Source organism: Caballeronia sp. INML3B (genome assembly GCF_023631305.1).
GTDB lineage: Bacteria > Pseudomonadota > Gammaproteobacteria > Burkholderiales > Burkholderiaceae > Caballeronia > Caballeronia turbans.
The window spans coordinates 237255-262035 of sequence record NZ_JALQDI010000015.1 but is presented as its reverse complement, the minus strand read 5'-3'; the positions used below and the strand labels follow the sequence as shown (position 1 = coordinate 262035).

At 63.3% G+C, this 24781-nt stretch carries 26 protein-coding genes; 22 read left to right on the top strand and 4 right to left on the bottom strand.

The features are described 5' to 3' along the window. Window positions 1–350: 350 nt before the first annotated feature. From NCS58_RS10340 to nagZ, 22 genes are all read left to right on the top strand, one after another. Window positions 351–974: a DUF177 domain-containing protein gene (locus tag NCS58_RS10340; RefSeq protein ID WP_250476889.1), complete on the top strand. Its 624-nt coding sequence runs from the start codon at window positions 351–353 to the stop codon at window positions 972–974. A gap of 119 nt (window positions 975–1093) precedes the next feature. After that, window positions 1094–1273 carry a 50S ribosomal protein L32 gene (gene rpmF, locus NCS58_RS10335; RefSeq protein WP_035501683.1) on the top strand — a complete coding sequence of 60 codons (180 nt, stop codon included), beginning with the start codon at window positions 1094–1096 and terminating at the stop codon, window positions 1271–1273. Between the two features lie 138 nt (window positions 1274–1411). After that, window positions 1412–2572: a phosphate acyltransferase PlsX gene (plsX, locus tag NCS58_RS10330; RefSeq protein WP_061120538.1), complete on the top strand. Its 1161-nt coding sequence runs from the start codon at window positions 1412–1414 to the stop codon at window positions 2570–2572. Then, complete coding sequence (locus tag NCS58_RS10325) at window positions 2572–3561, top strand: beta-ketoacyl-ACP synthase III (protein WP_061120539.1); 990 nt, start codon at window positions 2572–2574, stop codon at window positions 3559–3561. Before plsX ends, NCS58_RS10325 begins: the two co-directional genes overlap by 1 nt. A 131-nt stretch (window positions 3562–3692) precedes the next feature. Further along, complete coding sequence (gene fabD / locus NCS58_RS10320) at window positions 3693–4625, top strand: ACP S-malonyltransferase (protein ID WP_061120564.1); 933 nt, start codon at window positions 3693–3695, stop codon at window positions 4623–4625. An 11-nt stretch (window positions 4626–4636) separates the two neighbouring features. Next, entirely contained in the window at window positions 4637–5377 is a 741-nt protein-coding gene (gene fabG, locus NCS58_RS10315) for a 3-oxoacyl-ACP reductase FabG (protein WP_061120540.1), read from the top strand. Between the two features lie 248 nt (window positions 5378–5625). Continuing rightward, a complete protein-coding gene (gene acpP / locus NCS58_RS10310; RefSeq protein ID WP_004197638.1) occupies window positions 5626–5865 on the top strand; it encodes an acyl carrier protein in 240 nt (79 codons plus the stop codon). A 142-nt stretch (window positions 5866–6007) separates the two neighbouring features. After that, entirely contained in the window at window positions 6008–7246 is a 1239-nt protein-coding gene (gene fabF, locus NCS58_RS10305) for a beta-ketoacyl-ACP synthase II (protein ID WP_061120541.1), read from the top strand. Between the two features lie 31 nt (window positions 7247–7277). Continuing rightward, a complete protein-coding gene (locus tag NCS58_RS10300; protein ID WP_250476887.1) occupies window positions 7278–7745 on the top strand; it encodes a protein YgfX in 468 nt (155 codons plus the stop codon). Between the two features lie 95 nt (window positions 7746–7840). Continuing rightward, window positions 7841–8440: an RNA polymerase sigma factor RpoE gene (gene rpoE, locus NCS58_RS10295; protein WP_035501673.1), complete on the top strand. Its 600-nt coding sequence runs from the start codon at window positions 7841–7843 to the stop codon at window positions 8438–8440. Window positions 8441–8521: 81 nt separating this feature from the next. Then, window positions 8522–9145: a sigma-E factor negative regulatory protein gene (locus tag NCS58_RS10290; RefSeq protein WP_250476886.1), complete on the top strand. Its 624-nt coding sequence runs from the start codon at window positions 8522–8524 to the stop codon at window positions 9143–9145. Between the two features lie 4 nt (window positions 9146–9149). Then, a complete protein-coding gene (locus NCS58_RS10285) occupies window positions 9150–10193 on the top strand; it encodes a MucB/RseB C-terminal domain-containing protein (RefSeq protein WP_250476885.1) in 1044 nt (347 codons plus the stop codon). Window positions 10194–10213: 20 nt separating this feature from the next. After that, window positions 10214–11749: a DegQ family serine endoprotease gene (locus tag NCS58_RS10280; protein ID WP_250476884.1), complete on the top strand. Its 1536-nt coding sequence runs from the start codon at window positions 10214–10216 to the stop codon at window positions 11747–11749. Between the two features lie 4 nt (window positions 11750–11753). Further along, on the top strand, window positions 11754–12014 hold the full coding sequence (locus tag NCS58_RS10275; protein WP_061120544.1) for a glutaredoxin family protein: 261 nt from the start codon (window positions 11754–11756) through the stop codon (window positions 12012–12014). A 134-nt stretch (window positions 12015–12148) separates the two neighbouring features. Beyond that, window positions 12149–13939 carry a translation elongation factor 4 gene (gene lepA, locus NCS58_RS10270; protein ID WP_250476883.1) on the top strand — a complete coding sequence of 597 codons (1791 nt, stop codon included), beginning with the start codon at window positions 12149–12151 and terminating at the stop codon, window positions 13937–13939. Window positions 13940–13984: 45 nt separating this feature from the next. After that, window positions 13985–14878 (top strand): signal peptidase I, encoded by an 894-nt coding sequence (gene lepB, locus NCS58_RS10265; RefSeq protein WP_250476882.1) that lies wholly within the window; start codon window positions 13985–13987, stop codon window positions 14876–14878. A 163-nt stretch (window positions 14879–15041) separates the two neighbouring features. Next, a complete protein-coding gene (gene rnc, locus NCS58_RS10260; protein ID WP_250538376.1) occupies window positions 15042–16166 on the top strand; it encodes a ribonuclease III in 1125 nt (374 codons plus the stop codon). 59 nt (window positions 16167–16225) lie between these two features. Beyond that, complete coding sequence (gene era / locus NCS58_RS10255; RefSeq protein ID WP_061120547.1) at window positions 16226–17125, top strand: GTPase Era; 900 nt, start codon at window positions 16226–16228, stop codon at window positions 17123–17125. Between the two features lie 3 nt (window positions 17126–17128). Next, a complete protein-coding gene (gene recO, locus NCS58_RS10250; protein WP_250538375.1) occupies window positions 17129–18019 on the top strand; it encodes a DNA repair protein RecO in 891 nt (296 codons plus the stop codon). Next, entirely contained in the window at window positions 18016–18789 is a 774-nt protein-coding gene (gene pdxJ / locus NCS58_RS10245; protein WP_061120549.1) for a pyridoxine 5'-phosphate synthase, read from the top strand. The genes recO and pdxJ overlap by 4 nt, the downstream gene beginning before the upstream one ends. Before the next feature lie 11 nt (window positions 18790–18800). Further along, window positions 18801–19205 (top strand): holo-ACP synthase, encoded by a 405-nt coding sequence (gene acpS, locus NCS58_RS10240; RefSeq protein ID WP_061120550.1) that lies wholly within the window; start codon window positions 18801–18803, stop codon window positions 19203–19205. A 39-nt stretch (window positions 19206–19244) separates the two neighbouring features. Continuing rightward, a complete protein-coding gene (nagZ, locus tag NCS58_RS10235; RefSeq protein ID WP_250476881.1) occupies window positions 19245–20273 on the top strand; it encodes a beta-N-acetylhexosaminidase in 1029 nt (342 codons plus the stop codon). A 54-nt stretch (window positions 20274–20327) separates the two neighbouring features. Here the strand turns inward: nagZ and NCS58_RS10230 are convergent, their stop codons facing one another. The 4 genes from NCS58_RS10230 to earP all read right to left on the bottom strand — a co-directional run bounded on the left by NCS58_RS10230 (window position 20328) and on the right by earP (window position 24459). Then, on the bottom strand, window positions 20328–21722 hold the full coding sequence (locus tag NCS58_RS10230) for a sigma-54 dependent transcriptional regulator (protein WP_061120552.1): 1395 nt from the start codon (window positions 21720–21722) through the stop codon (window positions 20328–20330). A gap of 157 nt (window positions 21723–21879) precedes the next feature. Next, window positions 21880–22230, bottom strand: a complete 351-nt coding sequence (locus NCS58_RS10225; protein ID WP_061120553.1) for a BON domain-containing protein — start codon at window positions 22228–22230, stop codon at window positions 21880–21882. A 264-nt stretch (window positions 22231–22494) separates the two neighbouring features. Further along, window positions 22495–23052 carry an elongation factor P gene (efp, locus tag NCS58_RS10220; RefSeq protein WP_061120998.1) on the bottom strand — a complete coding sequence of 186 codons (558 nt, stop codon included), beginning with the start codon at window positions 23050–23052 and terminating at the stop codon, window positions 22495–22497. Between the two features lie 249 nt (window positions 23053–23301). Next, the gene (gene earP / locus NCS58_RS10215) at window positions 23302–24459 is read right to left on the bottom strand and encodes an elongation factor P maturation arginine rhamnosyltransferase EarP (protein WP_250538374.1); all 1158 of its coding nucleotides are present in this window, start codon (window positions 24457–24459) and stop codon (window positions 23302–23304) included. Between the last annotated feature and the right edge of the window lie 322 nt (window positions 24460–24781).

Here is a 24781-nt window from a genome sequence, read left to right as displayed (position 1 = left end):
GCGGATCCGGCCAAAAGGGGTGTAAAAACGACGGACGGCAGGTCCGCCCTTAAGTATTTGACTCGAAAGAATAAAGCCGATATGATTTTGGGCTTTTCATCGGTACTTGCGCGGCGAACTTGCCTGCTCGGGCCGATGAGCCCGGTAGAAGAAGCAGGGGCAGAGGCAGAAGCAGAGGCAAGCAGAAGCAGAAGCGCTTTCAGCTGAAAATGCCTGGCAGCACGCCAAGAAGCACGAATGTCGGCCCGATGCAAATTCGGGCAAGCCACGCGTGGTCCGGTGTAGCATCGCGGTGCATACTGAGCACTCACCGGAAGCACTAACCCAGCAAGGCCCAAGCAGGAGCGCACATGACTCAGAATCCTGGCAAACCTGTGAGCCCCGCCGATCTGCGCGCGCTCGACATTTACGACTTCGCCAAAAGCGGCAGGCAAGCGGCCGGCGCGCTGCGCTTGTCGCAGATGCCGCGCATGTTAGCCGAAGTGCCGGCGGAAGCGCCAGACCGCGACACCGTGTTCACCTGGCAGGGCGAGGGCTCGACCCAGCCGGAACTGCAGGACGACGGCACGGAGGCGCCGCAGCCGTATCTGCGCCTTGCGGTGCACGGCTCGGTGTGGCTCATGTGTCAGCGCTGTCTTCAGCCGTATTCGCAACATCTCGATGTCGACGCAACGTATCGGATCGTGGCGACGGAAGAAGAAGCGGACGAATTTCCGCTCGACGACGATGAAGTCGAAGTGATCGTAGGCTCGCGCCAGTTCGATCTCGTCGACTTGATCGAAGAGGAATTGTTGTTGTCCTTGCCGCTCGTGCCCAAGCACAACGTGTGTCCCGAGATCCACGAAAGCTTGCTTCCGGGCGCTGCGGACGACGAGCCGGATGAAGGCGGTGCGCAGGAAGCGGACGAAAAACCGAATCCTTTTGCCGTGCTGGAGAAGCTGAAGCAGGGCGGATCCGACGACAAGAAGCACTGAAATGGTTTTGTAGCACGCAACAAACTGGTAGCGCGATGTGCGCACCCGATGGCCGAACGGCCGAGGGCTGTCGGCGGATCGGGCTGTGTTAGAATTCGCAAAATTTTTCTGGAGTAATCATGGCAGTTCAGCAAAACAAGAAGTCGCCGTCGAAGCGCGGCATGCACCGTTCCCACGACTTCCTCACGACGGCTCCGCTGGCTGTCGAGCCGAGCACGGGTGAAGTGCATCTGCGCCACCACGTGAGCCCGAACGGCTACTATCGTGGCAAGAAAGTCATCAAGACGAAGAACGACTAAGCGTTCGTCGACGCCTGATGCGCCCGTCGTAACCGTTTTGCGGGCACGCGGGCGCAACTCGCTCTTGACACTTTCCCGGTACGACGAGAAGGCGGCATTTCACTGCCGCTTTTTTGTGCCCGAAATTCGTCGCATTCCATGACTGTAAAGATAACCATCGACTGCATGGGAGGCGACCACGGTCCGGCCGTGACCGTTCCCGCTGCCGTCAATTTCGTGCGCTCGCATCCCGACGCGCACCTGATGCTCGTCGGTCTCGAGCAGCCCATTCGCGCTCAGCTGAAAAAGTCGAAGGCCGTCGATGAGCCGCGCCTGACCGTCGTTCCCGCAAGCGAAGTCGTCGCGATGGACGACCCCGTCGAAGTGGCGCTGCGCAAGAAAAAAGATTCGTCGATGCGCGTCGCGCTCAACCTCGTGAAGGAAGGGGAGGCGCAGACCTGCATTTCCGCCGGAAACACCGGGGCGCTCATGGCGGTTTCCCGCTATGTGCTGAAGACGCTCGCCGGTATCGAGCGTCCCGCCATCGCGTTCGCGATGCCGAGCCAGAAGGGTTACACCACCGTGCTCGACCTCGGCGCCAACGTCGATTGCGAACCCGAACATCTGCTTCAGTTCGCGGAAATGGGCCACGCGCTCGTATCGGCGATCGAAGGCCGCGAGCGGCCCACCATCGGCCTGCTCAACATCGGCGAAGAAGTCATCAAGGGCAACGAAACGATCAAGCGCGCGGGCGAGCTCCTGCGCGCGAGCACGCTCAACTTCTACGGCAACGTCGAAGGCAACGACATCTATAAAGGTACGACCGATGTCGTCGTGTGCGACGGTTTCGTCGGCAATGTCGCGCTGAAGACTTCCGAAGGTCTCGCGAAGATGCTCGCCGACATCATCAAGGAAGAGTTCAGCCGCTCGTTCGCTTCGAGGGCGATGGCGCTCGTCGCGCTGCCCGTGCTCAAGCGATTCAAGAAGCGTGTCGATCCCGCGCAATATAACGGCGCGGCATTGCTCGGCCTGCGCGGGCTCGTCATTAAAAGCCACGGTTCGGCCGAGGCCTTCGGGTTTGAGTGGGCTATCAAACGCGGGTATGATGCCGTCAAAAATGGCGTGCTCGAACGCCTGGTGCGCGCGATGGAAGAGAATGCGCCCGCCGCGCGCGAGGCCGACGCGACCGTTTTCGCGGCGAGTGCGCCGGCTGCGGCGGATCAATCGATCCAGCAGCCCGCTTCACAGCCCGCTTCCCAGCCCAACTCGCAGCCGAACCCGCCGGGCGAGTCCGGTACTGCTCTACACTCGAAGGCATAATGGCTCAATCCAATCTTTACTCTCGCGTGCTGGGCACCGGCAGTTACCTGCCGTCCGAGCGCGTCACGAATCAGGACTTGGCGGACCGTCTCGCGAAGCAGGGCGTCGAGACGAACGACGAATGGATCGTCGCGCGCACCGGGATTCACGCGCGTCATTTTGCGGCTCCGAATCAAACTACCAGCGATCTCGCGCTCATCGCGTCGCAGAAAGCGATCGAGGCAGCCGGCATCGATCCTCAATCGATCGATCTGATCATCGTCGCTACATCCACGCCGGACTTCGTGTTTCCGAGCACCGCCTGCCTGCTGCAGAACAAGCTCGGCATCAAGAACAACGGCGCGGCGTTCGACGTACAAGCCGTGTGCTCAGGTTTCGCGTACGGCGTCGCGACGGCGGACAGTTTCATTCGCAGCGGCCTTAACCGCACCGCGCTCGTCGTCGGCGCCGAGACGTTCTCGCGCATCCTCGATTTCAACGATCGCACCACGTGCGTGCTGTTCGGCGACGGCGCCGGCGCGGTCGTGATGCAGGCGTCCGAAGAGCCGGGCGTGCTGTCGAGCGCCCTGCACGCGGACGGTAGCTATTCCGACATTCTCTGCACGCCGGGCAACGTGAACGGCGGGGTGATCGAAGGCAGTGCGTTCCTGCACATGGATGGTCAGGCCGTGTTCAAGCTTGCGGTCAACGTGCTGGAAAAGGTGGCGCTCGAAGCGCTCGACAAGGCGAAGCTCGCACCGGAAGACATCGACTGGCTGATCCCGCACCAGGCCAATATCCGCATCATGCAGAGCACCTGCCGCAAGCTGCATCTGCCGCCGGAACGCATGGTCGTGACGGTCGGCGAGCACGGGAACACGTCGGCGGCATCGATTCCGCTCGCGTTCGACGTCGCAGTGCGCGACGGCCGCATCAAGCGCGGCGACAACGTGCTCATCGAAGGCGTGGGCGGCGGCTTCACGTGGGGCGCGTCGGTCATCCGTTACTGATCGTTCATCGATTCCCTCTACTCATTCGCAACTGATCCCTTCGTCACGATAGCCGCCGCGCGCCGCATGCGCGCGTGGCGCGTGCACAGACACCGACGACATCGCGGATCATTCCAATCAACGAGGACGATATGAAATTTGCGTTCGTTTTCCCCGGACAGGGCTCGCAATCGGTCGGCATGCTCAACGCCTTTGCCGATCACGCCATCGTGCGCGAAACGGTGCAGCAGGCATCCGACGCGCTCGGCCAGGATCTCGGCAAGCTGATCGCCGAAGGCCCCGCCGAAGAATTGAATCTGACGACGAACACGCAGCCCGTCATGCTGACCGCGGCCTACGCAATCTACCGCGTATGGGAAAAGGAAACGGGTCTGAAGCCGGCGCTCGTCGCGGGTCACAGTCTCGGCGAATATACGGCGCTCGTCGCGGCCGGCGCGCTCGCATTCACGGACGCCGTGCCGCTCGTGCGTTTCCGCGCGCAGGCGATGCAAAGCGCCGTGCCGGTGGGCGAAGGCGGCATGGCCGCGATTCTCGGCCTCGACGACGACACCGTGCGCGCCGTGTGCGCGGAGGCGTCGTCGGCGGGTGTCGTCGAAGCGGTGAACTTCAACGCGCCCGCGCAAGTGGTGATCGCGGGTTCGAAGGCGGCGGTCGAGAAGGCGTGCGAAGTGGCCAAGGCAAAGGGCGCGAAGCGCGCGCTGCCGCTGCCGGTGTCGGCGCCGTTCCATTCGTCCCTGCTGAAGCCTGCATCGGACCAGTTGCGCGCCTATCTTGCGAAGGTCGAGATCAAGGTGCCGCAGATTCCGCTGATCAATAACGTCGATGTCGCGATCGTCTCCGATCCGGTCGCGATCAAGGACGCGCTCGTGCGCCAGGCCGCCGGTCCGGTGCGCTGGGTGGAATGCGTCCAGGCGATGGCGAAAGAGGGCGTCACGCACGTCATCGAATGCGGTCCGGGCAAGGTGCTCGCGGGTCTGACCAAGCGTATCGACGGCAATCTCGTCGGCGGCTCGGTCTTCGACCCGGCATCGCTCGAGGAAACGCGCAAACTGATCGCTGGCTGAGGAACAACGACATGAGTCTGCAGAATCAAGTAGCAATCGTCACGGGCGCGTCGCGCGGCATCGGACGCGCGATCGCGCTCGAACTCGCGAAGCAGGGCGCGACGGTCATCGGCACGGCAACGAGCGAAAGCGGCGCGGCCGGCATCAGCGAAGCGTTGCAGCAAGCCGGCGGCAAGGGCCGCGGCGCGGTGCTGAACGTGAACGACGCGGCCGCGGCGGATGCGTTCATCGACGGCATCGTGAAGGAATTCGGCGCGCTGAACGTGCTCGTCAATAACGCGGGCATCACGAAGGATCAGCTCGCGATGCGCATGAAGGACGACGAATTCGACGCCGTCATCGACACGAACCTGCGCGCGGTCTTCCGTCTGTCGCGGGCCGTGCTGCGCCCGATGATGAAGGCGCGCGGCGGGCGGATCATCAACATCACGTCCGTGGTCGGTTCGTCGGGTAATCCGGGTCAGGCCAATTACGCCGCGGCGAAGGCCGGCGTCGCGGGCATGACGCGCGCGCTCGCGCGTGAAATCGGCAGCCGCGGCATCACCGTGAACTGCATCGCACCGGGTTTCATCGACACGGACATGACCAAGGTGCTGCCGGAAGAGCAGCGCACCGCGCTGACCGCGCAGATACCACTTGGCCGACTGGGCGCGCCGGAAGATATCGCGCATGCTGTGGCGTTCCTGGCATCGCCTTTTGCCGGCTACATCACGGGCACCACGCTGCACGTGAACGGCGGCATGTACATGTAACGCCTTAATAGGCATTTCGCTGAATTTCGCTTAATATCCGCGCCGGGACGGGCGCGCGAAATGCTCAAGAAGCTTCGTGCGCACCGCTTCAGCGCGGCAGTGACAAAGTGATGCGACTGCGGCGACAGCCCTCTTGATGAAGGGCGTCGGACGACGGAGCATGGAACTGACGCGCCGTATTTTGCGGGTCCAAACCTGATAAAATGCGCGCACTCGTATTTTTGAACTTTTTTCCCTCGGAGGGCTGCATGGACAACATCGAACAGCGCGTGAAGAAGATCGTCGCCGAACAACTGGGCGTGGCGGAAGCCGAAATCAAGAACGAAGCATCGTTCGTGAACGATCTGGGCGCTGACTCGCTCGATACGGTCGAACTCGTGATGGCGCTGGAAGACGAATTCGGCATGGAAATTCCCGATGAAGAGGCCGAAAAGATCACCACGGTTCAGCAAGCGATCGATTACGCTCGCGCGAACGTCAAGGCCTGAGGCCGGACGCGCCAGCGACTCATCGCTCAACCAGTTGATGCATCGTCGCTGCAAACCGATTTGACAGCCACAGGGCACACAGGGCGTTTCCTGTGGCCGCTGTGGCTTTTGTTTTTCGTCATTCTATGGATAAGGGGTTACCGTGAGCCGTCGTCGAGTTGTTGTTACAGGCCTGGGGCTCGTTTCGCCTGTCGGCAATACTGTTGCCGACGGCTGGGCCAATCTGGTCGCGGGCAAGTCGGGCATCGCCAATATCACGAAGTTCGATGCGACGAACTTCTCCACGCGTTTCGCCGGCGAGGTGAAGGGCTTCAACATCGAAGACTACATGCCCGCCAAAGAGGCGCGCCATATGGATACCTTCATCCATTACGGCTTTGCCGCGGGCGTCCAGGCCGTGCAGGACAGCGGCCTCGAGATCACCGATGAGAACTCGGAGCGCGTGGGCGTCGTGGTCGGCTCGGGCATCGGCGGTCTGCCGATGATCGAAATCACGCAGACCGAGCTGCTCAATCGCGGCCCGCGCCGCATTTCGCCGTTCTTCGTGCCGGCATCGATCATCAACATGATCTCCGGCCATCTGTCGATCCGCTTCGGCCTGAAGGGCCCGAACCTGTCGATGGTCACGGCCTGCACCACCGGCCTGCATTGCATCGGCGAGGCGTCGCGCCTGATCGAATACGGCGATGCGGATGTCATGATCGCCGGGGGCGCGGAAGCGACGGTTTCCCCGCTCGGCATCGGCGGCTTCGCGGCGGCGCGCGCGCTTTCGCAACGCAACGACGATCCCGCGACGGCGAGCCGCCCGTGGGATACCGACCGCGACGGCTTCGTGCTCGGTGAAGGCGCGGGCGTGATGGTGCTCGAAGAGTACGAGCACGCGAAAAAGCGCGGCGCGAAGATCTATGCCGAGGTGCTCGGTTACGGCATGAGCGGCGACGCGTACCACATGACCGCGCCGCCGGAAGACGGTGACGGTGGCCGCCGCGCGATGGTCAACGCGATGAAGAACGCGCGCATCAATGCGGACGAGGTGAACTACGTCAACGCGCACGGCACGTCGACGCCGCTCGGCGACATCGCCGAGACGATCGGCATCACGCGCGCGCTCGGCGATCAGGCAAAGAAGGTCGTCGTGAACTCCACGAAGTCGATGACGGGTCACCTGCTGGGCGGCGCGGGCGGTCTGGAGTCGGTGTTCACTGTGCTTGCGATCCACAATCAGGTGTCGCCGCCGACCATCAACATCTTCAACCAGGATCCGAAGTGCGACCTGGACTACTGCGCGAACACGGCGCGGGAAATGAAGATCGACGTAGCGGTGAAGAACTCGTTCGGCTTCGGCGGCACGAACGGCTCCCTCGTCTTCAAGCGCCACTGAGCACGGCGCGCTCGTCATCAAGGGAATCGATATGGCGGGCGCGCGGGAAGATCGGCCGCATCGGGAAATCGGCACTACGCCGGGCGTCGCGATGCGGCCGTCGCGTTTTCTGCTGGGCGCGATGCTCGGATTCGCGGGTGTCGTGGGCGCGTCGGTGTTTCAGTGTGTCCTCGCGCACGCCGAACACGCCGGGCATGCATCGGTGGCCTGCGCGGCGACGTTGGCGGTGCTTGCGCTCGCGTCGTATCGGTGGATGCGGGCTCAGCCTTCGGCCATCGGCCTTCTGTCGGACGGCCTCACGATCCGGAGCCGGACCGGGGCGGTGCGGTACACGCGCATCGCGGGATGCGCGCAATGGAGTGGACAACTCCTCGTCCTGACGGTTCTGGACGCGCGTGAGCGGCGCGAAACGCTCGTCGTCGCTGCCGATTCCGTCGATTCCGATACCTTTCGGCAACTCTCGGTGCAGGCCCGCCGCGCCGCAGCTTCCCACCTGTAACGACTGTAACGGCACATGAGCGTACCGGTTGCCTTAAAGGCGGTAACGCTACAATAGCCCTCCGCGCAACACCCAAAGTTAAACGGATTTCACAGGTGAGCGAAAAAGAAATCGACCAATTGCTGGTCGAGCGTGTCCAGAAAGGTGACAAGGCCGCGTTCGAACTGCTGGTCGCCAAATACCACCGCAAGATCATTCGACTGATCTCGCGCCTCGTGCGCGACCCCGCCGAGGTCGAGGACGTCGCCCAGGACGCCTTCATCAAGGCCTACCGTGCGCTGCCGCAATTTCGGGGTGAATCGGCGTTCTATACCTGGCTCTACCGGATTGCCGTCAACACGGCGAAGAACTACCTTGCGACACAGGGCCGCCGCGCTCCCACTTCTACCGAGGCCGATGCTGAAGAAGCGGAAACTTTCTCCGACGCGGACCAACTAAGGGATATCAACACGCCTGAGTCGATGTTGATGAGCAAGCAGATCGCCGAAACGGTCAATGCTGCGATGGCGCTGTTGCCGGAGGAATTGCGCACTGCCATCACGCTCAGGGAAATTGAAGGTCTGAGTTACGAGGAAATCGCTGAAATGATGGATTGCCCGATCGGCACCGTCAGATCGAGAATTTTTCGTGCTCGCGAAGCCATTGCGGCAAAATTGCGTCCGTTGTTGGACACTCCCGAAGGCAAGCGCTGGTAGGCAGCGGAAATCCTAGGGGCAGGGACGCGATATCTGGGTTGGTGGTGTCACAACGGGGTGTGGTCAAGGATGGGGAGCATCATGGGGTCGGTCTCGATGCAGAATCAAACACAGGCGGGTTTGCGCGGCGAGCGCATGTCGGCGTTCGTCGACGGTGAATCGCTCGAAGAAATGGGCGGTGTCAGCCAGTTTCTCGCGGACCTGAAAAGCGACGAACGTGCAGCGTGGTCGGCCTATCACCTGATCGGCGACGCCCTGCGTTCCGACGATCTCGCGGTCAGCCCGGCGCGCAGCAGTGCGTTCATGGCCGCATTCTCCGAGCGCTTCGAGGCCGAAGCGCATGTGCTTGCTCCAGCCGCGGCGGCGAAAGCGCGGGGCGGCGTGCTGCGCCGTCGCGTGATGCCGGCCTTTGCGGTGGCCGCGGCCGCCGCCACACTGACGTGGATCGTCGTGCCGCAACTGCAAGGCGTGGGCGGCCGAGCCGGCACGCAGGTGGCGAGCGTCGCACCGGCGGATTCGATGCAGCGCGTCGCGCTCGCGTCGGTGCCCGCGGCAACCACGCGCACGCCGATCGTGGAAGCGAACATCATCCGCGACGCGGATCTCGATCAATACCTCGAAGCGCATCAGCAATTCTCCCAGCAGCCTTCGATGCCCGGTTCCATGCCTTTGATTCGCGCGGCGGCTACGTCGCAGGGCCAATAATTTGATGCTGAATGTGCGGTTGAATAAAACAAGATACTGGGGGCGGCTGCCGGCGTTGATGCTCTGCGCAGCCGCGTTGTTGACGGCGGCATCAGGTTCCTACGCCCAGGGAGACGATCCCGCCGCTGTTCGCAAGACAGCCGCCAGCCTGCTCAACCGCATTCATGAAGCGGCACAGCAGCAGAATTACGAAGGGACGTTTGTCTATCAACGCGGCGCGACGGTTCAATCGTCGCGTATCACGCATGTCGCGACGCGCGGCGACGGCGAATACGAATCGCTCGAAAGTCTCGATGGCGCGCCGCGCAAGATGCTGCGTCACGACGACGACATGTTCACGTTCGTGCCGGAACGGCATCTTCTCGTCGTCGAGCATCGGCAGAACCGGGATTCTTTCCCCGCGCTGCTCGCAACCAGCGGCGACCAGGTGCTCGCGGTCTACGAGCCGAAGCTTCTGGGCAGCGATCGTGTCGCGGGCGTGGACAGCCAGGTGCTGGAACTCGATCCGAAAGATTCCTGGCGATTCGCCTACAAGCTCTGGGCCGACGCGAAAACCGGCTTGCTGCTGCGCGCGCAGACGCTCGATCCGGACGGTCAGGTGCTCGAACAGCTTTCATTCTCGCAAGTGCGCATCGGCGGGCCGATCGACAAGGCGCCGATCGCGAACGGCATCCGCGGCACGTCGGGCTGGACCATCGTGCGGCCGCCCGTTCAGCCGGTCGACATGGAAGCGCAAGGCTGGCAACTGACGCCGAATATCGCGGGTTTTCGCAAGATTCGCGAGCTTCGCCGTCCGATGGCGTCGAGCCAGCAGGGCCAACCGCCGATTCCGGTCGATCAGGCCGTGTTTTCGGATGGCCTCGCGACGATCTCCGTTTTCGTCGAGCCGGTCGAAAAAAATACGCGCAAGGAAGGCGCGGGCAATAGCGGCGCCACGCATGTTTTGGTGAAGCGCCGCGGGGATTTCTGGATCACCTTGCTGGGCGAAGTGCCGCAAGCCACATTGCAGCAATTTGCTTCTACCATAGAATACAAGCCTTCCAAGTAATCCAGATCCCGGCCTTACATATGAGCAACTTCTCGCTGCGCAAGTTCATCGCGGCCGCGGCGCTCGCCGTGTGCCTGCCGTTCGTATCGCAATCTGCGTCAGCGGCGCCCACGGTGAACCTGCCGGACTTCACGACGCTCGTCGACAAGGTGGGGCCCTCGGTCGTGAACATTCGCACGACCTCGCGCGTTGGTTCGAGCAGCGACCTGCGCGGTCTGCCGCCGGGCCTCGATGAAGGCGATATGTCCGAGTTCTTTCGCCGCTTCTTTGGCATTCCGATGCCCGGTCAGCCTCCGCGTGGCGGCGGTGGCGGCAACAACGGCGGCGGTGGCAGCGGCGGCGACCAGGGCAAGGGCGGTAGCCGCAACGCGCCCGACGACAACCAGGACAACTCCGAGCAAAGCAGCGGTGTCGGCTCGGGCTTCATCCTGTCCACCGATGGTTACGTGATGACCAACGCGCACGTCGTCGACGATGCCGACACCATCTACGTCACGCTCACCGACAAACGCGAATTCAAGGCGCGGCTCGTCGGCGTGGACGAGCGCACGGACGTGGCCGTCGTGAAGATCAGCGCGACGAATCTGCCGGCGATCACCATCGGCGATTCGAACAAGGTGCGCGTCGGCGAGTGGGTGCTCGCAATTGGTTCGCCGTTCGGCCTGGACAACACGGTGACCGCGGGCATCGTCAGCGCGAAGGGCCGTGACACGGGCGATTACTTGCCGTTCATTCAGACCGATGTCGCCGTGAATCCGGGCAACTCAGGCGGTCCGCTCATCAACATGGCGGGCGAGGTGATCGGTATCAATTCTCAAATCTACAGCCGCACGGGCGGCTTCATGGGCATCTCGTTCGCGATTCCGATCGACGAAGCGATGCGCGTGGCGGATCAGCTGAAGGCGTCGGGCAAAGTCGTGCGTGGGCGCATCGCGGTGGCGATTGGCGAAGTGACAAAGGATGTCGCGGATTCGCTCGGGCTGCCGAAGGCGCAGGGCGCACTCGTATCTAGCGTCGAATCGGGCGGTCCGGCCGACCGGGCGGGCGTGCAGCCGGGCGACATCATCCTGAAGTTCAACGGCCAGAACGTCGAGACCGCGACCGATCTGCCGCGCATGGTCGGCGACACCAAGCCCGGTACCAAGACCACGCTGACGGTCTGGCGCAAGGGCCAGACGCGCGATCTGTCTGTCGTCGTGGCCGAGATGCAGCCGGACAAGGTCGCGAAGACCGAGCAGAAGAAGGCGCCGCAACCGAAGGAGCGCGCGAGTAATTCGCTCGGGATGGCGGTAAGCGACATTCCGGCCGACCAGAAGAAGGCGCTCAAGCTGTCGAGCGGCGTTCAGATCGATGCCGTCGAAGGGCCGGCGGCCCGCGCAGGCTTCCAGAAGGGCGACATCATCATGCGCATCGGCGATACGGATATCACGAGCGCGAAGCAGTTCCAGGAAGTCGCTCAAGGTCTGGACGCCAGCAAGATGGTCGCCATACTCGTGCGTCGCGGCGACAACACGCAGTTCGTGCCGCTGCGCCCGCGCGTGCCGGCGCAGAAGTAAGCGCATGACGTCGTCTTCGGGCGCGCCTTTTGTGCTGTACGGGCGCGCCTGGTGTCATCTCTGCGAGGAGATGCGGGCCGAACTGGAGCCGATCGCCGCGCGACACGGTATGGCGATCGAATGGATCGATATCGACGAAGATCCGCTGCTGGAGGCGCGCTACGACGAGCGCGTGCCCGTGCTCACGCTCGACGGCGTCGAGTTGTGCCAGTACCGGCTCGATCTTCGCGCCGTGTACGCGGTGCTCGGCGCGCGTGAGCCGTAAGTGCGGCAAAGGCGAAATCCGCCGGGCCACCCCCGTTTTCGGCTAAAATGCAGAAGTTTTCCCCCAAATTTTCAAGGCGTGCTCCGCGTTGGTGAGGGCGCGCCTTTTTCGCTTTTTTTGGCTTGCGGCACTGAATGGATCATATTCGAAACTTCTCGATCATCGCGCACATCGACCACGGCAAGTCGACGCTCGCTGACCGCATCATCCAGTTGTGCGGCGGCTTGTCCGACCGTGAGATGGAAGCGCAGGTGCTCGATTCGATGGACCTCGAGCGCGAGCGCGGCATCACGATCAAGGCGCAGACCGCGGCGCTCACCTACAAGGCGCGTGACGGCAAGGTCTACAACCTGAACCTGATCGACACGCCCGGGCACGTCGACTTCTCGTACGAAGTCAGCCGCTCGCTGTCCGCGTGCGAGGGCGCGCTCCTCGTGGTCGACGCGAGTCAGGGCGTCGAGGCGCAGACGGTCGCCAACTGCTACACCGCGATCGAGCTGGGCGTCGAAGTCGTTCCGGTGCTCAACAAGATCGACCTGCCGGCGGCGAATCCCGAAAACGCGATCGCCGAAATCGAGGACGTGATCGGCATCGACGCGACAGACGCCGTGCATTGCAGCGCGAAGACCGGTCTGGGCGTCGAGGACGTGCTCGAATCGCTGATCGCGAAAGTGCCGCCGCCGAAGGGCAATGTGGACGCGCCGCTGCAGGCGCTCATCATCGATTCGTGGTTCGACAACTACGTCGGCGTGGTGATGCTGGTGCGCATCGTCAACGGCACGCTGAAGCCGAAAGACAAGATCAAGATGATGGCGACCGGTGCGCAATACCCGGTCGAGCACGTCGGCGTATTCGCGCCGAAGTCGACGAACCTCGCGCAACTGTCGGCGGGGCAGGTGGGCTTCGTGATCGCGGGCATCAAGGAGCTGACGGCCGCAAAAGTGGGCGATACCGTCACCCTCTCGAATCGCGCCGCCGAAGCGCCGCTGCCGGGCTTCAAGGAAGTGAAGCCGCAGGTTTTCGCCGGTCTCTATCCGGTCGAGGCGAACCAGTACGACGCGCTGCGCGAATCGCTCGAAAAGCTGAAGTTGAACGACGCCTCGCTGCAATACGAGCCGGAAGTGTCGCAGGCGCTCGGCTTCGGTTTCCGCTGCGGCTTTCTCGGCCTGCTTCATATGGAGATCGTGCAGGAGCGGCTCGAGCGCGAGTTCGACATGGACCTCATCACCACGGCGCCGACGGTGATCTACGAGGTCGTGCAGCGCGACGGCACGACCATCTCCGTCGAGAACCCGGCGAAAATGCCGGAGCCGCCGAAGATCGAGGAAGTGCGCGAGCCGATCGTCACGGTGAACCTGTACATGCCGCAGGAATATGTCGGCTCGGTCATCACGCTGTGCACGGCCAAGCGCGGTTCGCAGATCAACATGCAGTATCACGGCCGTCAGGTCCAACTGACGTACGAAATCCCGATGGCGGAAATCGTGCTGGACTTCTTCGACCGCCTGAAGTCGACATCGCGCGGCTATGCGTCGATGGATTACGAGTTCAAGGAGTATCGCGCGGCCGATGTCGTCAAGGTCGATATGCTCATCAACGGCGACAAGGTCGATGCGCTGTCGGTCATCGTGCACCGCTCGCAAAGCCAGCATCGCGGCCGCGAAGTGGCGTCGAAGATGCGCGAACTGATTCCGCGTCAGATGTACGACGTGGCGATTCAGGCGACCATCGGCTCGAACATCATCGCGCGCGAAAACATCAAGGCGCTGCGCAAGAACGTGCTCGCGAAGTGCTACGGCGGCGACATCACGCGCAAGAAGAAGCTGCTCGAAAAGCAGAAGGCCGGCAAGAAGCGCATGAAGCAGGTCGGCTCGGTCGAAATCCCGCAAGAGGCTTTCCTCGCGATTCTGCGCGTCGATGAATGATGCTGGTGCCGCGAGGCAAACAACGATAACAACCGGAAGCGATTGATGAATTTCGCATTGATTCTTTTGATGCTCGTCGTCTTGACGGGTATTGCATGGGTGCTCGACAAACTTGTGTTTCTGCCGCAACGGCGGCGCGCCGCCGAGGCCACAGTGGCGGAGTTCGACCGCCAGCAGGAGCGCGTAGGGGAACGGTTCGCTGATGAAAACGCCGCGCAGACGCGCGCCCGCCTGCGCGACGACAAGCTGCGTCAGCCGTGGTGGCTCGAATACACGGCGAGCTTCTTTCCGGTGATTCTTGCGGTGTTCGTGGTGCGCTCGTTCATCGTCGAGCCGTTCAAGATTCCGTCGGGCTCGATGGTTCCGACCTTGCTCGTCGGGGACTTCATCCTCGTGAACAAGTACGAGTACGGTCTGCGCATGCCGATCACCAACACCAAGCTGACGAACGGCAGCCCGTTGAAGCGCGGCGATGTCGTGGTGTTCCGCTATCCGAAGGACGAATCGGTCGACTACATCAAGCGTGTCATCGGTCTGCCCGGCGACACGGTCGCGTATGAAGACAAGAAGCTCACGATCAACGGCAAGCCGGTGCCCGAAACGCCGCTGCCGGACTATTTCGATGACGAGCGCATCGGATACGCGAAGCAGTTCGAGGAAGACCTCGACGGCCGCAAGAACGCGATCCTGAACAATCCGCAAGTGCCGCCGTTTGTCGTCGGCGCGGACGACTTCCCGTTTCGCGACAACTGCAACTACAACGCGCAGGGCGTCACGTGCAAGGTGCCCCCGGGCAATTACTTCATGATGGGCGATAACCGCGACAACAGCGCGGACAGCCGCTACTGGGGATTCGTGCCGGACAACAACATCGTCGGGCGCGCGTTCTTCATCTGGATGAACTTCAGCAATCTGAAGCGCATCGGTTCGTTCCAGTGAAGCAAGTAACGCCGGTTGGTCTCCATCAGACGACCGGCGTTCGTCACGATTAAAACAAGCTTCGAAACGGCGTGAAGAAGCGCGGCTAACACCGTCTCGCCACGCGTTTTCCGGCGTCGGCCGGCGGAATCGTCCGCCCCCGCGCCCGCGTTATACTCTCTCCATGCCATCTTCTCCGTTGGAAAGCCGGCTGCGGTACGAATTTCGCAATGCGGAATTGCTGCGCCAGGCGATGACCCACCGCAGTCACAGCGCCACGCACAATGAACGGCTCGAATTTCTCGGCGATTCCGTTCTAAATTGCGTGGTGGCGGCGCTTTTGTTCCAACGATTCAGCAAACTCGATGAAGGCGACCTGTCGCGCGTGCGCGCGAATCTGGTCAAACAGCAGTCGCTTTACGAGATCGCGCAGGCGCTCAACGTGTCCGAAGGCCTGAGGCTCGGCGAAGGGGAACTGCGCAGTGGCGGTTTCCGCCGTCCGTCGATTCTGGCCGATACCCTCGAAGCCATCTTCGGCGCGATCTTCCTCGATGGCGGTTTCGACGCCGCATACACGGTCATCAAGCGGCTCTACACGCCGGTGCTCGATCACATCGATCCGCGCACCATTGGCAAGGATGCGAAGACGCTGCTGCAGGAGTATCTCCAGGGTCACAAGATCGCGCTGCCGACTTATACCGTGATCGCGACTCACGGCGCCGCGCACAATCAGCAGTTCGAAGTCGAATGTACGGTGCCGAAGCTCGACGTTAAGGTGTCGGGTTCCGGCGCGAGCCGCCGCGCCGCCGAACAGGCCGCCGCTAAAAAGGCGCTCGACGAAGTGGTGGCCGCCGCGCCGACGCTCGGCGTCAAGCCAAAGCGCAAGGGCGCGCGCGCCGCGAAGCAGGTCGAACCCGAAGTGGTCCCCGGCGTCACCGGCATTCAGACGGCACTCGATCTGCGTTCTCCCGACCGACGCGAGCGCCATCATGCTCAGCACGGCGCGCAAGCAGGCGCGCCGGAACGTCCGGCCACCGCGCCGCTCGCCGTGATCCGTGCGACGCATGTCGAGCCGTCCGCGGGCGCCTATGCCGCCGCCGACAAGCCCGACCGCGCCGTGATCCACAAGCCGGAGAAAGCGGCGAAAGGCGACACGATGCAGGCGTCCGAGCGAAGCGCCAGCGCAGACAAGCCCGCGCCATCCGACGATCGCGACGACGAGCCCGCAGCCGACACCGAGACGCGCAACACCACGAGCCCGGATGTGATCGCGGGCCGCATCGTGCGTGCCGCCGACGCCGGCCACTGACGCGCGCCGCCGCGCACATCGCGCACACGCGCCCCAACGATTTCTTGCCGCACACATCTATGAACGCTCCTACTTCTTCCGGTTTCCGCTGCGGCATGGTCGCGATCGTCGGCCGTCCCAACGTCGGCAAGTCGACGCTGATGAACGCGCTCGTCGGTCAGAAGGTGAGCATCACCTCGCGCAAGGCGCAGACGACTCGTCACCGCATCACGGGCATCAATACGCTCGACGACGCGCAGTACATCTTCGTCGATACGCCCGGCTTCCAGACACGCCATAGCACCGCGCTCAACCGCTCGCTGAACCGTGCGGTGACGTCGACGCTGACTTCCGTCGATGCGATTCTCTTCGTGATTGAAGCGGGCCGCTTCGGTCCCGACGACCAGAAAGTGCTCGACCTGATCCCGGCCGGCACTCCCACGCTGCTGATCGCCAACAAGCTCGATCGCGTCGGCGACAAGGATTCGCTTTTTCCCTTCATGCAGCAGATGTCGGCGCTGCGCGAATTTCGCGAGATCGTGCCGCTGTCGGCCAAGCATCCTGAGGACATCAAGCGGCTTTTGTCCGTCGTGAAGCCCTATTTGCCGGAAGGCGAGCCGATCTACGGCGAGGACGATCTGACCGATCGCAGCGAGCGCTTCCTCGCGGCCGAAATCCTGCGCGAGAAAGTCTTTCGCTGGACCGGCGACGAGTTGCCGTACACGAGCACGGTGCTCATCGAAAAATTCGAGACCGAAGGGCGCCTGCGCCGCGTCTTCGCGACGATTCTCGTCGACCGCGACGGTCACAAGGCGATGATCATCGGCCAGAAGGGCGCGAAGCTGAAGCAGATCAGTACCGAAGCGCGACTCGACATGGAGAAGCTCTTCGATGGCCCCGTGTATCTCGAAACCTTCGTCAAGGTGAAGAGCGGCTGGGCGGACAACGAAGCCGGCCTGCGCGCATACGGCTACGAGTGATGCATGGACGACGGCTCGAACGACGCCCGGATGATTCCGCCCGCCGATGATCGTCCCGACGACGATTTCGACGCGGACGAGCGCCCGGCCACGCGCGCCGTGCCGAAGCGCAAGCGGGCGTCGCCGTCGTCGTCCGTTACCGGGAGCGGCGAGAAGCGGCCACGCGCCGCGCCGCGCTCCGACTTTCGTATCGCCGAGCAGCCGGGCTTCGTGCTGCACAGTTATCCGTATCGCGAGACGAGCCTCATCATCGACGTGTTTTCGCGCGATTTCGGCCGTGTCGCGCTCGTCGCGAAGGGCGCGAAGCGTCCCCATTCCGCGTTGCGCGGCGTGCTGCAGACGTTTCAGCCGTTGGGCCTGTCGTGGTCCGGCAAGGGCGAAGTCCGCACGCTGACGACCGCCGAATGGGTGGGCGGCATGCTGCCGCTGACCGGCGACGCGCTGCTCTGCGGCTTCTATGTGAACGAACTGCTCGTCAAGTTCTGCGCGCGCGAAGACGCGCATCCGGCGCTCTTCAACCACTACGTGCTGACGCTCTCGCGCCTCGCTCACGACGAGCCCGCCGTGCAGGTGTTGCGCTCGTTCGAGCGCGTGCTGCTGCGCGAAACCGGCTACGCGATGAATCTCACGCGCACCGTCACGCGCCAGCCGGTCGAGGCTGAAGGCCGCTACGTCTTCGATCCCGACCGCGGCGTGCGCGAAGCGTCGGACGACCTTCCCGCGCCCTGGCCGGTGATCTCGGGACAGACGCTCATCGACATGGAGCGCGACGATTACACCAGCCCGCAGACGGCCGCGCAGAGCAAAACACTGATGCGCTTCCTGCTGAACCACTACCTGGGCGGCGCGCCGCTCGCCACCCGTCAGATACTGATCGACCTGCAAAAACTATGAGCTTCTTTCTCTCATCGCCGGCGAGCGTGATCGATCTGGGCGTGAACATCGATCACGTCGCCACGTTGCGCAATGCGCGCGGCACGTCGTATCCCGATCCCATCCGCGCGGCGCTCGCCGCCGAAGAAGCGGGCGCGGACGCCATCACGCTGCACTTGCGCGAGGACCGTCGCCATATCGTCGATGCCGATGTGCGCACGCTGCGCCCGCTTTTGAAAACACGCATGAATCTCGAGTGCGCGGTGACGCGCGAGATGCTCGACATCGCGTGCGAGATCAAGCCGCACGATGTCTGCCTCGTGCCGGAAAAGCGCCAGGAAGTGACGACCGAAGGCGGCCTCGATGTCGCGGGCCGGTTCGAAGAAGTGAAGGCCGCGTGCAGGCAGCTCGCCGATGCGGGCGCGCGCGTATCGCTTTTCATCGATCCGGACGAGACGCAGATTCGCGCGGCACAGGAAGCGGGCGCGCCCGTGATCGAGTTGCACACGGGCCGTTACGCCGAGGCGCACGACGAAGCCGAACAGCAGCGCGAGTTCGAACGCGTCGCGTCGAGCGTCGATTTCGGCAACTCGCTCGGGCTCAAGGTGAACGCGGGCCACGGACTGCACTACACGAATGTCCAGGCGATCGCCGCGCTGCCGGGCATCGTCGAGTTGAATATCGGGCACGCGATCGTCGCGCACTCGATTTTCGCGGGCTGGGAGAACGCCGTGCGCGAGATGAAGGCGATCATGGTCGCGTCGCGCCTCGCGTCGATCCACACTCGCTGAGCGCGCACGTCATGGCCATCTACGGAATCGGCACGGACGTCGTGCAGGTGAGCCGCGTCGCGGCGGTGATGAAGCGCACGAAGGGGCGGTTTGCCGAAAAGGTGCTCGGCCCCGACGAGTTGCGCATCTATCACGCGCGCAACGCGCGCTCGGAAGTGCGCGGGCTCGCGTTTCTCGCGACGCGCTTTTCGGCGAAGGAAGCGTTCTCGAAGGCGATCGGCCTCGGCATGCGCTGGCCGATGACCTGGCGCGCGCTGCAGACGCTCAACGAGCCGAGCGGCAAGCCGATGATCGCCGCCTCCGGCGAACTGGCCGAGTGGCTCGCGCAACGCGGCATCACGGCGAAGATCACGGTCAGCGACGAGCGCGATTACGCGGTGTCGTTCGTCATTGCGGAAGTGCCCGATCAGGTCTGAGTTCAATCCAACCAACACACAACAATCCAATTGAATCCGATGAAACGCACTCCCGGGCCCGTCATGTTCGACGTCGCCGGCACGACGCTGAACGACGCGGATATCGAGCGCCTCACGCATCCGATGACGGGCGGCATCATTCTGTTCGCGCGACATTTCGAAAACCGCGCGCAGCTCGTCGCGCTGACGGATGCGATCCGCGCGGTACGCGACGATATCCTGATCGCTGTCGATCACGAGGGCGGGCGCGTGCAGCGCTTTCGCACGGACGGCTTCACAGCGCTGCCCGCGCCGGGCAAACTCGGCGAGCTTTGGGACCGCGACGTACTGGCCGCGACGAAAACCGCGACCGCGTTCGGCTACGTGCTCGCGGCGGAGTTGCGCGCGTGCGGCATCGACATGAGCTTTACGCCGGTGCTCGATCTGAATTACGGACAGTCCAAAGTCATCGGCGATCGTGCGCTGCATAGCGATCCGCGCGTCGTGACGATGCTCGCGAAGAGCCTGAATCACGGCCTCGCGCTCGCCGGCATGGCGAATTGCGGCAAGCACTTTCCGGGTCACGGTTTCGCTGAAGCCGATTCGCACGTCGCGCTGCCGACCGACGATCGCCCGCTCGAAGAAATCCTCGACACCGACGTGCGCCCGTATGACTGGCTCGGCATGTCGCTGTCATCGGTGATTCCGGCGCACGTCATCTACACGCAGGTCGACGATAAACCCGCTGGCTTCTCGCGCATCTGGCTGCAGGACATCCTGCGCGGCAAGCTTGGCTTCACCGGCGCGATCTTCAGCGACGATCTGTCGATGGAAGCCGCCCGCGCGGGCGGCACGCTCACCGAAGCGGCAACCGCCGCGCTGAGCGCGGGCTGCGACATGGTGCTGATCTGCAATCAGCCGGAGGAGGCGGGCAAGGTGCTGGAACAGTTGCGCTATACGCCGCCGAAGGCATCCGAACAGCGCCTGAGGCAGATGCGTCCGCGCGGCAAGGCGTTGCGCTGGAGCAAGCTGCAGGCGCAGGCCGACTATCAGGCAGCGCGCTCGCTCGTCAAAGAGACGCTCGGCTAAAACGAAAACGCCACGACCTGAATCGTGGCGCTTTGCTTCTGGAATCGTCGTGAATCACGACGATTCCAGCTTCATCCGCTGGAGCTTGTTGTAGAGCGTCTTCGGGCTGATGCCGAGCAGCGTCGCCGCGCGATGGCGCGTGCCGCCGACCGCTTCGAGCGTCGCGCGGATCAGCATGTCCTCGACGTCCGCGAGTGCCGTGCCGACCGTCACCTGCACGCTGCTGCCGTTCAGGCCGCGTCCGCCGAGACCGCCCGGCTCATCGACGCGCAGCGTTTCGATCGTCTCGCCTGACGCGTGATACGCGCGCCGCACGCGCTCGCGCATTTCGCGCACGTTGCCCGGCCATTCGCTCGCGATGCACTCTCGAATGAAAGCCGGACTGATCCGCTTCGGCGACCCGCTCGTGATCCCGGCGATGTGGTTCTCGCGGTTCAGTTCATCGACGAGCGTCTCCGCGATGAGTGCGATGTCGTCGTCGCGATCGCGCAACGGCGGCAGCACGATCGACGACGCCGACAGCCGCTGAAACAGATCCTCGCGCATTGCGCCGCTCGCGACCGCCTCGCGCATCGGCAAGCGGGAGGCGGCGATCAGCCGGAAGTCCGTCATGATGCGGTTGCTGCCGCCCACGCGCATGAACGTCTGCGAATCGAGCGCGCGCAAGAGCGCTTCCTGCTGCGCGGCCGGCAGCGAATCGATCTGATCGAGGAAAAGCGTGCCGCCGCCCGCCTGTTCGAGCAGGCCCGGCTCGCGGTTCTCCGCGCCGGCGAATGCGTTGCGTTCGTGGCCGAAGAGGACGCTTTCCATCGAACGCTGCGAGCCGTCGCCGTTGCGGCTCGCGGAGCAGTCGAAGGTGACGAACGGGCCTTTGCGCCGGCGGCTCAATTGATGGATCGTGCGTGCGGCGATCTTCTTGCCGGTGCCCGGCTCGCCGCAGATCAGCACGGCGGCTTCCGTCGGCGCAGTGTGCTCGATCAGATCGTAGACGTGCTGCATCGCGGCGCTGCGGCCGATCATGTCGCCGAAGTGGCCCAGCTCGCGCAGCGTCGAGCGCAGCGACTGGACTTCCTCGGTGAGCTCGTACGGCCTCGGAATGCGCGCGAGCAGGCTGCGCAAGCGCGGAATGTTCACCGGTTTCAGCAGGTAGTCCCAGATGCCGTGCCGCAGGCCTTCGATTGCGCTTTCGACCGTCGCGTTGCCGGTCATCACGATGACGGGCAGTGCGCCATCGGGCGGTTGCGACGGCAAGCTCGGCAGGAGGTCGAGGCCGGAGCCGTCCGGAAGATTCAGGTCGATCAGCACGACATCCGGGATGAAGCGGGTCAGCGCGGAGCGCGCTTCGGCGAGCGTCGTGGCGGTATCGACGGAAAAGCCGTCTGCCGTGAGGATCGCGGACAGGCCGGAGAGGCTATTGGGATCGTCTTCGACAATCAGTGCGTGTGGCATGGCGAACCAACGTATCAAAGTGGACTGTAGTGCGCCGTCTCCGCGTAGGATCCGGCGAGTCGTGGGCGGGCAACGGCGCCTCGTTCCGGCGTCTGGCGCGTAGCCCGCTGCGGTTTTCGTCCTGCGTTACTCGTTCTTCATCTCGTGTGCGAGCGCGTCATTGCGACCTGAGATGCAATTCGTTGCTGACGGATTGCACGCCCGGTACGCCTCGCGTCACGGCGAGCGCTTTCTGAATCTGTACCTCCGAATCCACATACCCCGACAACTGCACGACGCCGCGATACGTCGCGACGCTCATCGGCAAGACTTTCAGTTCCGGGTCCGCGACGAGCGCGGCTTTCACACGAGCGGCAAGCGCAGCGTCGTCGGTGATGATCTCGCTGGCCCCGTTCGTGTTCGCTGATGTCGCCGGGCTGGACTTGCAGCCGGCGGTGAAAGCGAACGCGGGCAATGCGAGCGCCGCGACGACCAGAAACCGGCTTCGGATGAAAGGCGTGCTTGGCATGTCGGTTCTGAAATCTGGATTTGCACGTTCGAGCAGAAATCGTGCCACGCAGTTATTTTTTCCGATGGAAGCGCTTCCCGCAGACCTTTCGCGGATACTTCATTTGATCGCAATCGAGCCTAAAGGGGGCGCGACCGGTAAAGTTTGCCTGAATTTGTCAAAAAATTCATGCAAAAGAAAAAGCGCCCGCGATGGGGCGCTTTTTTGCTGCTGGGCGGCGACGCGTTTTTGCACCGCTCAGCTAACGATGCAGTTGCGCGAGGCTTACGCGCGGCTGCGGTATTCGTTCGTGCGGGTGTCGATTTCGATCTTGTCGCCGATGTTGCAGAAGAGCGGCACTTGCAGCTCGAAACCGGTGTTCAGCTTGGCGTTCTTCAGGACCTTGCCCGACGACGTGTCGCCCTTGACGGCCGGTTCGGTGTAGACGATTTCGCGAACCAGCGTGGTCGGCAGTTCGACCGAGATGGCCTTCTCGTTGTAGAACACGACTTCGCACGCCATGCCGTCTTCGAGGTAGTTGAGCGCGTCGCCCATCATTTCGGCTTCGACTTCGAACTGGTTGTAGTCAGCGTCCATGAAGACGTACATCGGGTCCGCGAAGTACGAGTACGTCACTTCCTTGCGGTCGAGCACGACGACGTCGAATTTGTCGTCCGCCTTGTAGACGGTTTCCATGCCGGCTGCCGTCAGCAGGTTCTTGAACTTCATCTTCACGACCGCGGCGTTGCGGCCCGATTTGTTGTACTCGGCGCGCTGCACGACCATGGCATCGTTGCCGATCATGACGACGTTGCCGACGCGGAGTTCTTGTGCGGTCTTCATAAAACTAGGTCCTGTACGAAAGGATTTGGCTTGAATGCCTGGAATGAATCGATCGGACGGCGGCGCTGCCGGTATTTTGCCGCCGCCGTGCGAGAGTTCTGCTAACGAGGGAGGGACTTGCGTTTGAGCCGGCCCATGCGGCGAAATGCTGGAACTGCGACCTGCTTCCTCGGATAACCGCTTATTTTAACTGAGTTTTTGCTTATTTGGCCAGTCGCATGGCGCGCCTTGGAACGCGCGACGCGATGCTCATCGCACGAGGCGCGACGCAACATGTGCGACGAGATTGCCCGCCAGATCGCCGACGCCCGCCAGTTCCTTCGCCCAACGCGCCGCGCACGTCTCCAGCTTCGCTCGATGACGCCAGAAATCGGCCCAGTCCGGCACGCCCGCGCCGTTCCACGCGTGCCAGAAACGCGCGACGGCGTCGCGGGCGGACGGGTCGAGCGTGCGCGTGTAATGCGCGAGGGCGGCGTCGAGCTTCGGCACGTGGGCGTCGTCGGCTTGCGGGTAGATATGCCAGACGAACGGCTTGTTCGCCCATTGGGCACGCACGAAGGAATCCTCGCCTCGCACGAAGTTGATGTCGGCGGCCCAGAGCAGTTCGTCGAAGCGAGGCTGCTCGACGAAGCCGAGCGCGTGCGCCCGCAGCGCGCCCGCGCGCGCCGACATGCCGGCCGCGAACCTGGGCAGGCCGAAAAACCGCGCGAGTGCGCCGGAAACGCGGCCTTCAGGCACGAGCAGGACGACTGGCGCATCGCCGTCGCGCCATTGCGCGAGAAGCGCGTCGACCGCCGGATTTTCATAGGCGAAGAGGGACACGACCGTTTCACCGTCGCCCGGCCGCTCGACGTCGACTCGCTCGCGCCACCAGACATCGGCATCGAACTGCTCGCGGCGCGTATCAAGATTGCGCTCCTTCAGCACGCCGCCCGTGCCCTTGCCGAGGCCCGGGAAAAAGAAGCTCTTGTCGAGCGGATAGCGCGGGTGCGGAGACGGCCGCAGGTGGAAATCCGCGACCCAGTCCTCGCCGCTCAGGTATTCGAGATTGATCCAGACGGGCTTCGGGTCGCGGCGCGCCATCGCGGCGATGTACGCGTGCGGCAGCTCGCACGCGAACGCCTCGATCACGACATCCGGAATGGCGAGCGTGTCGCCCGCGTGCGATGGGTCGTGCCAGTGCTCGATCGTGACCCCCATCGCATCCTGACGCGAAAGTGTTGCGTCGACCTCCGGGCAGAGCGCATGAAAGACCTGCAGATCGTCGACGCAAAGACGCACGCGCCAGCCGTGCTCCGCGTGCAACTGGCGCGCGAGACGCCAGCAGACGCCGATGTCGCCGAAATTGTCGACCACCGCGCAGAAGATGTCGCAGGCGAGTTCCGGGGCGGCGGGATGGGTAGTCATGAGGACGAAGGCGCGCGGCGTAATGTTCTAAACTGGCGATTCTAGTGCGACACGCACGCTCGTGTCCGTGGGCCTCGCGTTAAGAGGCATCGACTAGAGGGATATCGCCTGAGACTTCGGTTTTGGTCGCTCTACCCTCCGCAGGCGGCCCCCTTGTGGGCCGCGCCCTTGTAGTAGGGGTGGTTTCGGCCACTCCTGGATGGAACGAACCGCGGTGCAGCTTGGCCGTGAAACGTGTTGCATTAGTCTGGTTATCACCAGATTCCGCCCAGTCAGCGGCTTCACTTCCGCTGACAAAGCGGAGTGTTGTTTGCAGCGTTCG

Excerpts from the sequence above, each read along its gene's own strand:
- lepB (WP_250476882.1), top strand. The coding sequence starts at position 13,985 with ATGAATTTCGCATTGATTCTTTTGATGCTCGTCGTCTTGACGGGTATT.
- NCS58_RS10340 (WP_250476889.1), top strand. The coding sequence starts at position 351 with ATGACTCAGAATCCTGGCAAACCTGTGAGCCCCGCCGATCTGCGCGCG.
- earP (WP_250538374.1), bottom strand. The coding sequence starts at position 24,459 with ATGACTACCCATCCCGCCGCCCCGGAACTCGCCTGCGACATCTTCTGC.
- acpS (WP_061120550.1), top strand. The coding sequence starts at position 18,801 with ATGGCCATCTACGGAATCGGCACGGACGTCGTGCAGGTGAGCCGCGTC.
- acpP (WP_004197638.1), top strand. The coding sequence starts at position 5,626 with ATGGACAACATCGAACAGCGCGTGAAGAAGATCGTCGCCGAACAACTG.
- rnc (WP_250538376.1), top strand. The coding sequence starts at position 15,042 with ATGCCATCTTCTCCGTTGGAAAGCCGGCTGCGGTACGAATTTCGCAAT.
- nagZ (WP_250476881.1), top strand. The coding sequence starts at position 19,245 with ATGAAACGCACTCCCGGGCCCGTCATGTTCGACGTCGCCGGCACGACG.
- NCS58_RS10275 (WP_061120544.1), top strand. The coding sequence starts at position 11,754 with ATGACGTCGTCTTCGGGCGCGCCTTTTGTGCTGTACGGGCGCGCCTGG.
- recO (WP_250538375.1), top strand. The coding sequence starts at position 17,129 with ATGGACGACGGCTCGAACGACGCCCGGATGATTCCGCCCGCCGATGAT.
- NCS58_RS10280 (WP_250476884.1), top strand. The coding sequence starts at position 10,214 with ATGAGCAACTTCTCGCTGCGCAAGTTCATCGCGGCCGCGGCGCTCGCC.
- NCS58_RS10230 (WP_061120552.1), bottom strand. The coding sequence starts at position 21,722 with ATGCCACACGCACTGATTGTCGAAGACGATCCCAATAGCCTCTCCGGC.
- NCS58_RS10285 (WP_250476885.1), top strand. The coding sequence starts at position 9,150 with ATGCTGAATGTGCGGTTGAATAAAACAAGATACTGGGGGCGGCTGCCG.
- NCS58_RS10225 (WP_061120553.1), bottom strand. The coding sequence starts at position 22,230 with ATGCCAAGCACGCCTTTCATCCGAAGCCGGTTTCTGGTCGTCGCGGCG.
- NCS58_RS10325 (WP_061120539.1), top strand. The coding sequence starts at position 2,572 with ATGGCTCAATCCAATCTTTACTCTCGCGTGCTGGGCACCGGCAGTTAC.
- efp (WP_061120998.1), bottom strand. The coding sequence starts at position 23,052 with ATGAAGACCGCACAAGAACTCCGCGTCGGCAACGTCGTCATGATCGGC.
- rpmF (WP_035501683.1), top strand. The coding sequence starts at position 1,094 with ATGGCAGTTCAGCAAAACAAGAAGTCGCCGTCGAAGCGCGGCATGCAC.
- NCS58_RS10300 (WP_250476887.1), top strand. The coding sequence starts at position 7,278 with ATGGCGGGCGCGCGGGAAGATCGGCCGCATCGGGAAATCGGCACTACG.
- fabD (WP_061120564.1), top strand. The coding sequence starts at position 3,693 with ATGAAATTTGCGTTCGTTTTCCCCGGACAGGGCTCGCAATCGGTCGGC.
- NCS58_RS10290 (WP_250476886.1), top strand. The coding sequence starts at position 8,522 with ATGGGGTCGGTCTCGATGCAGAATCAAACACAGGCGGGTTTGCGCGGC.
- plsX (WP_061120538.1), top strand. The coding sequence starts at position 1,412 with ATGACTGTAAAGATAACCATCGACTGCATGGGAGGCGACCACGGTCCG.
- pdxJ (WP_061120549.1), top strand. The coding sequence starts at position 18,016 with ATGAGCTTCTTTCTCTCATCGCCGGCGAGCGTGATCGATCTGGGCGTG.
- fabG (WP_061120540.1), top strand. The coding sequence starts at position 4,637 with ATGAGTCTGCAGAATCAAGTAGCAATCGTCACGGGCGCGTCGCGCGGC.
- era (WP_061120547.1), top strand. The coding sequence starts at position 16,226 with ATGAACGCTCCTACTTCTTCCGGTTTCCGCTGCGGCATGGTCGCGATC.
- lepA (WP_250476883.1), top strand. The coding sequence starts at position 12,149 with ATGGATCATATTCGAAACTTCTCGATCATCGCGCACATCGACCACGGC.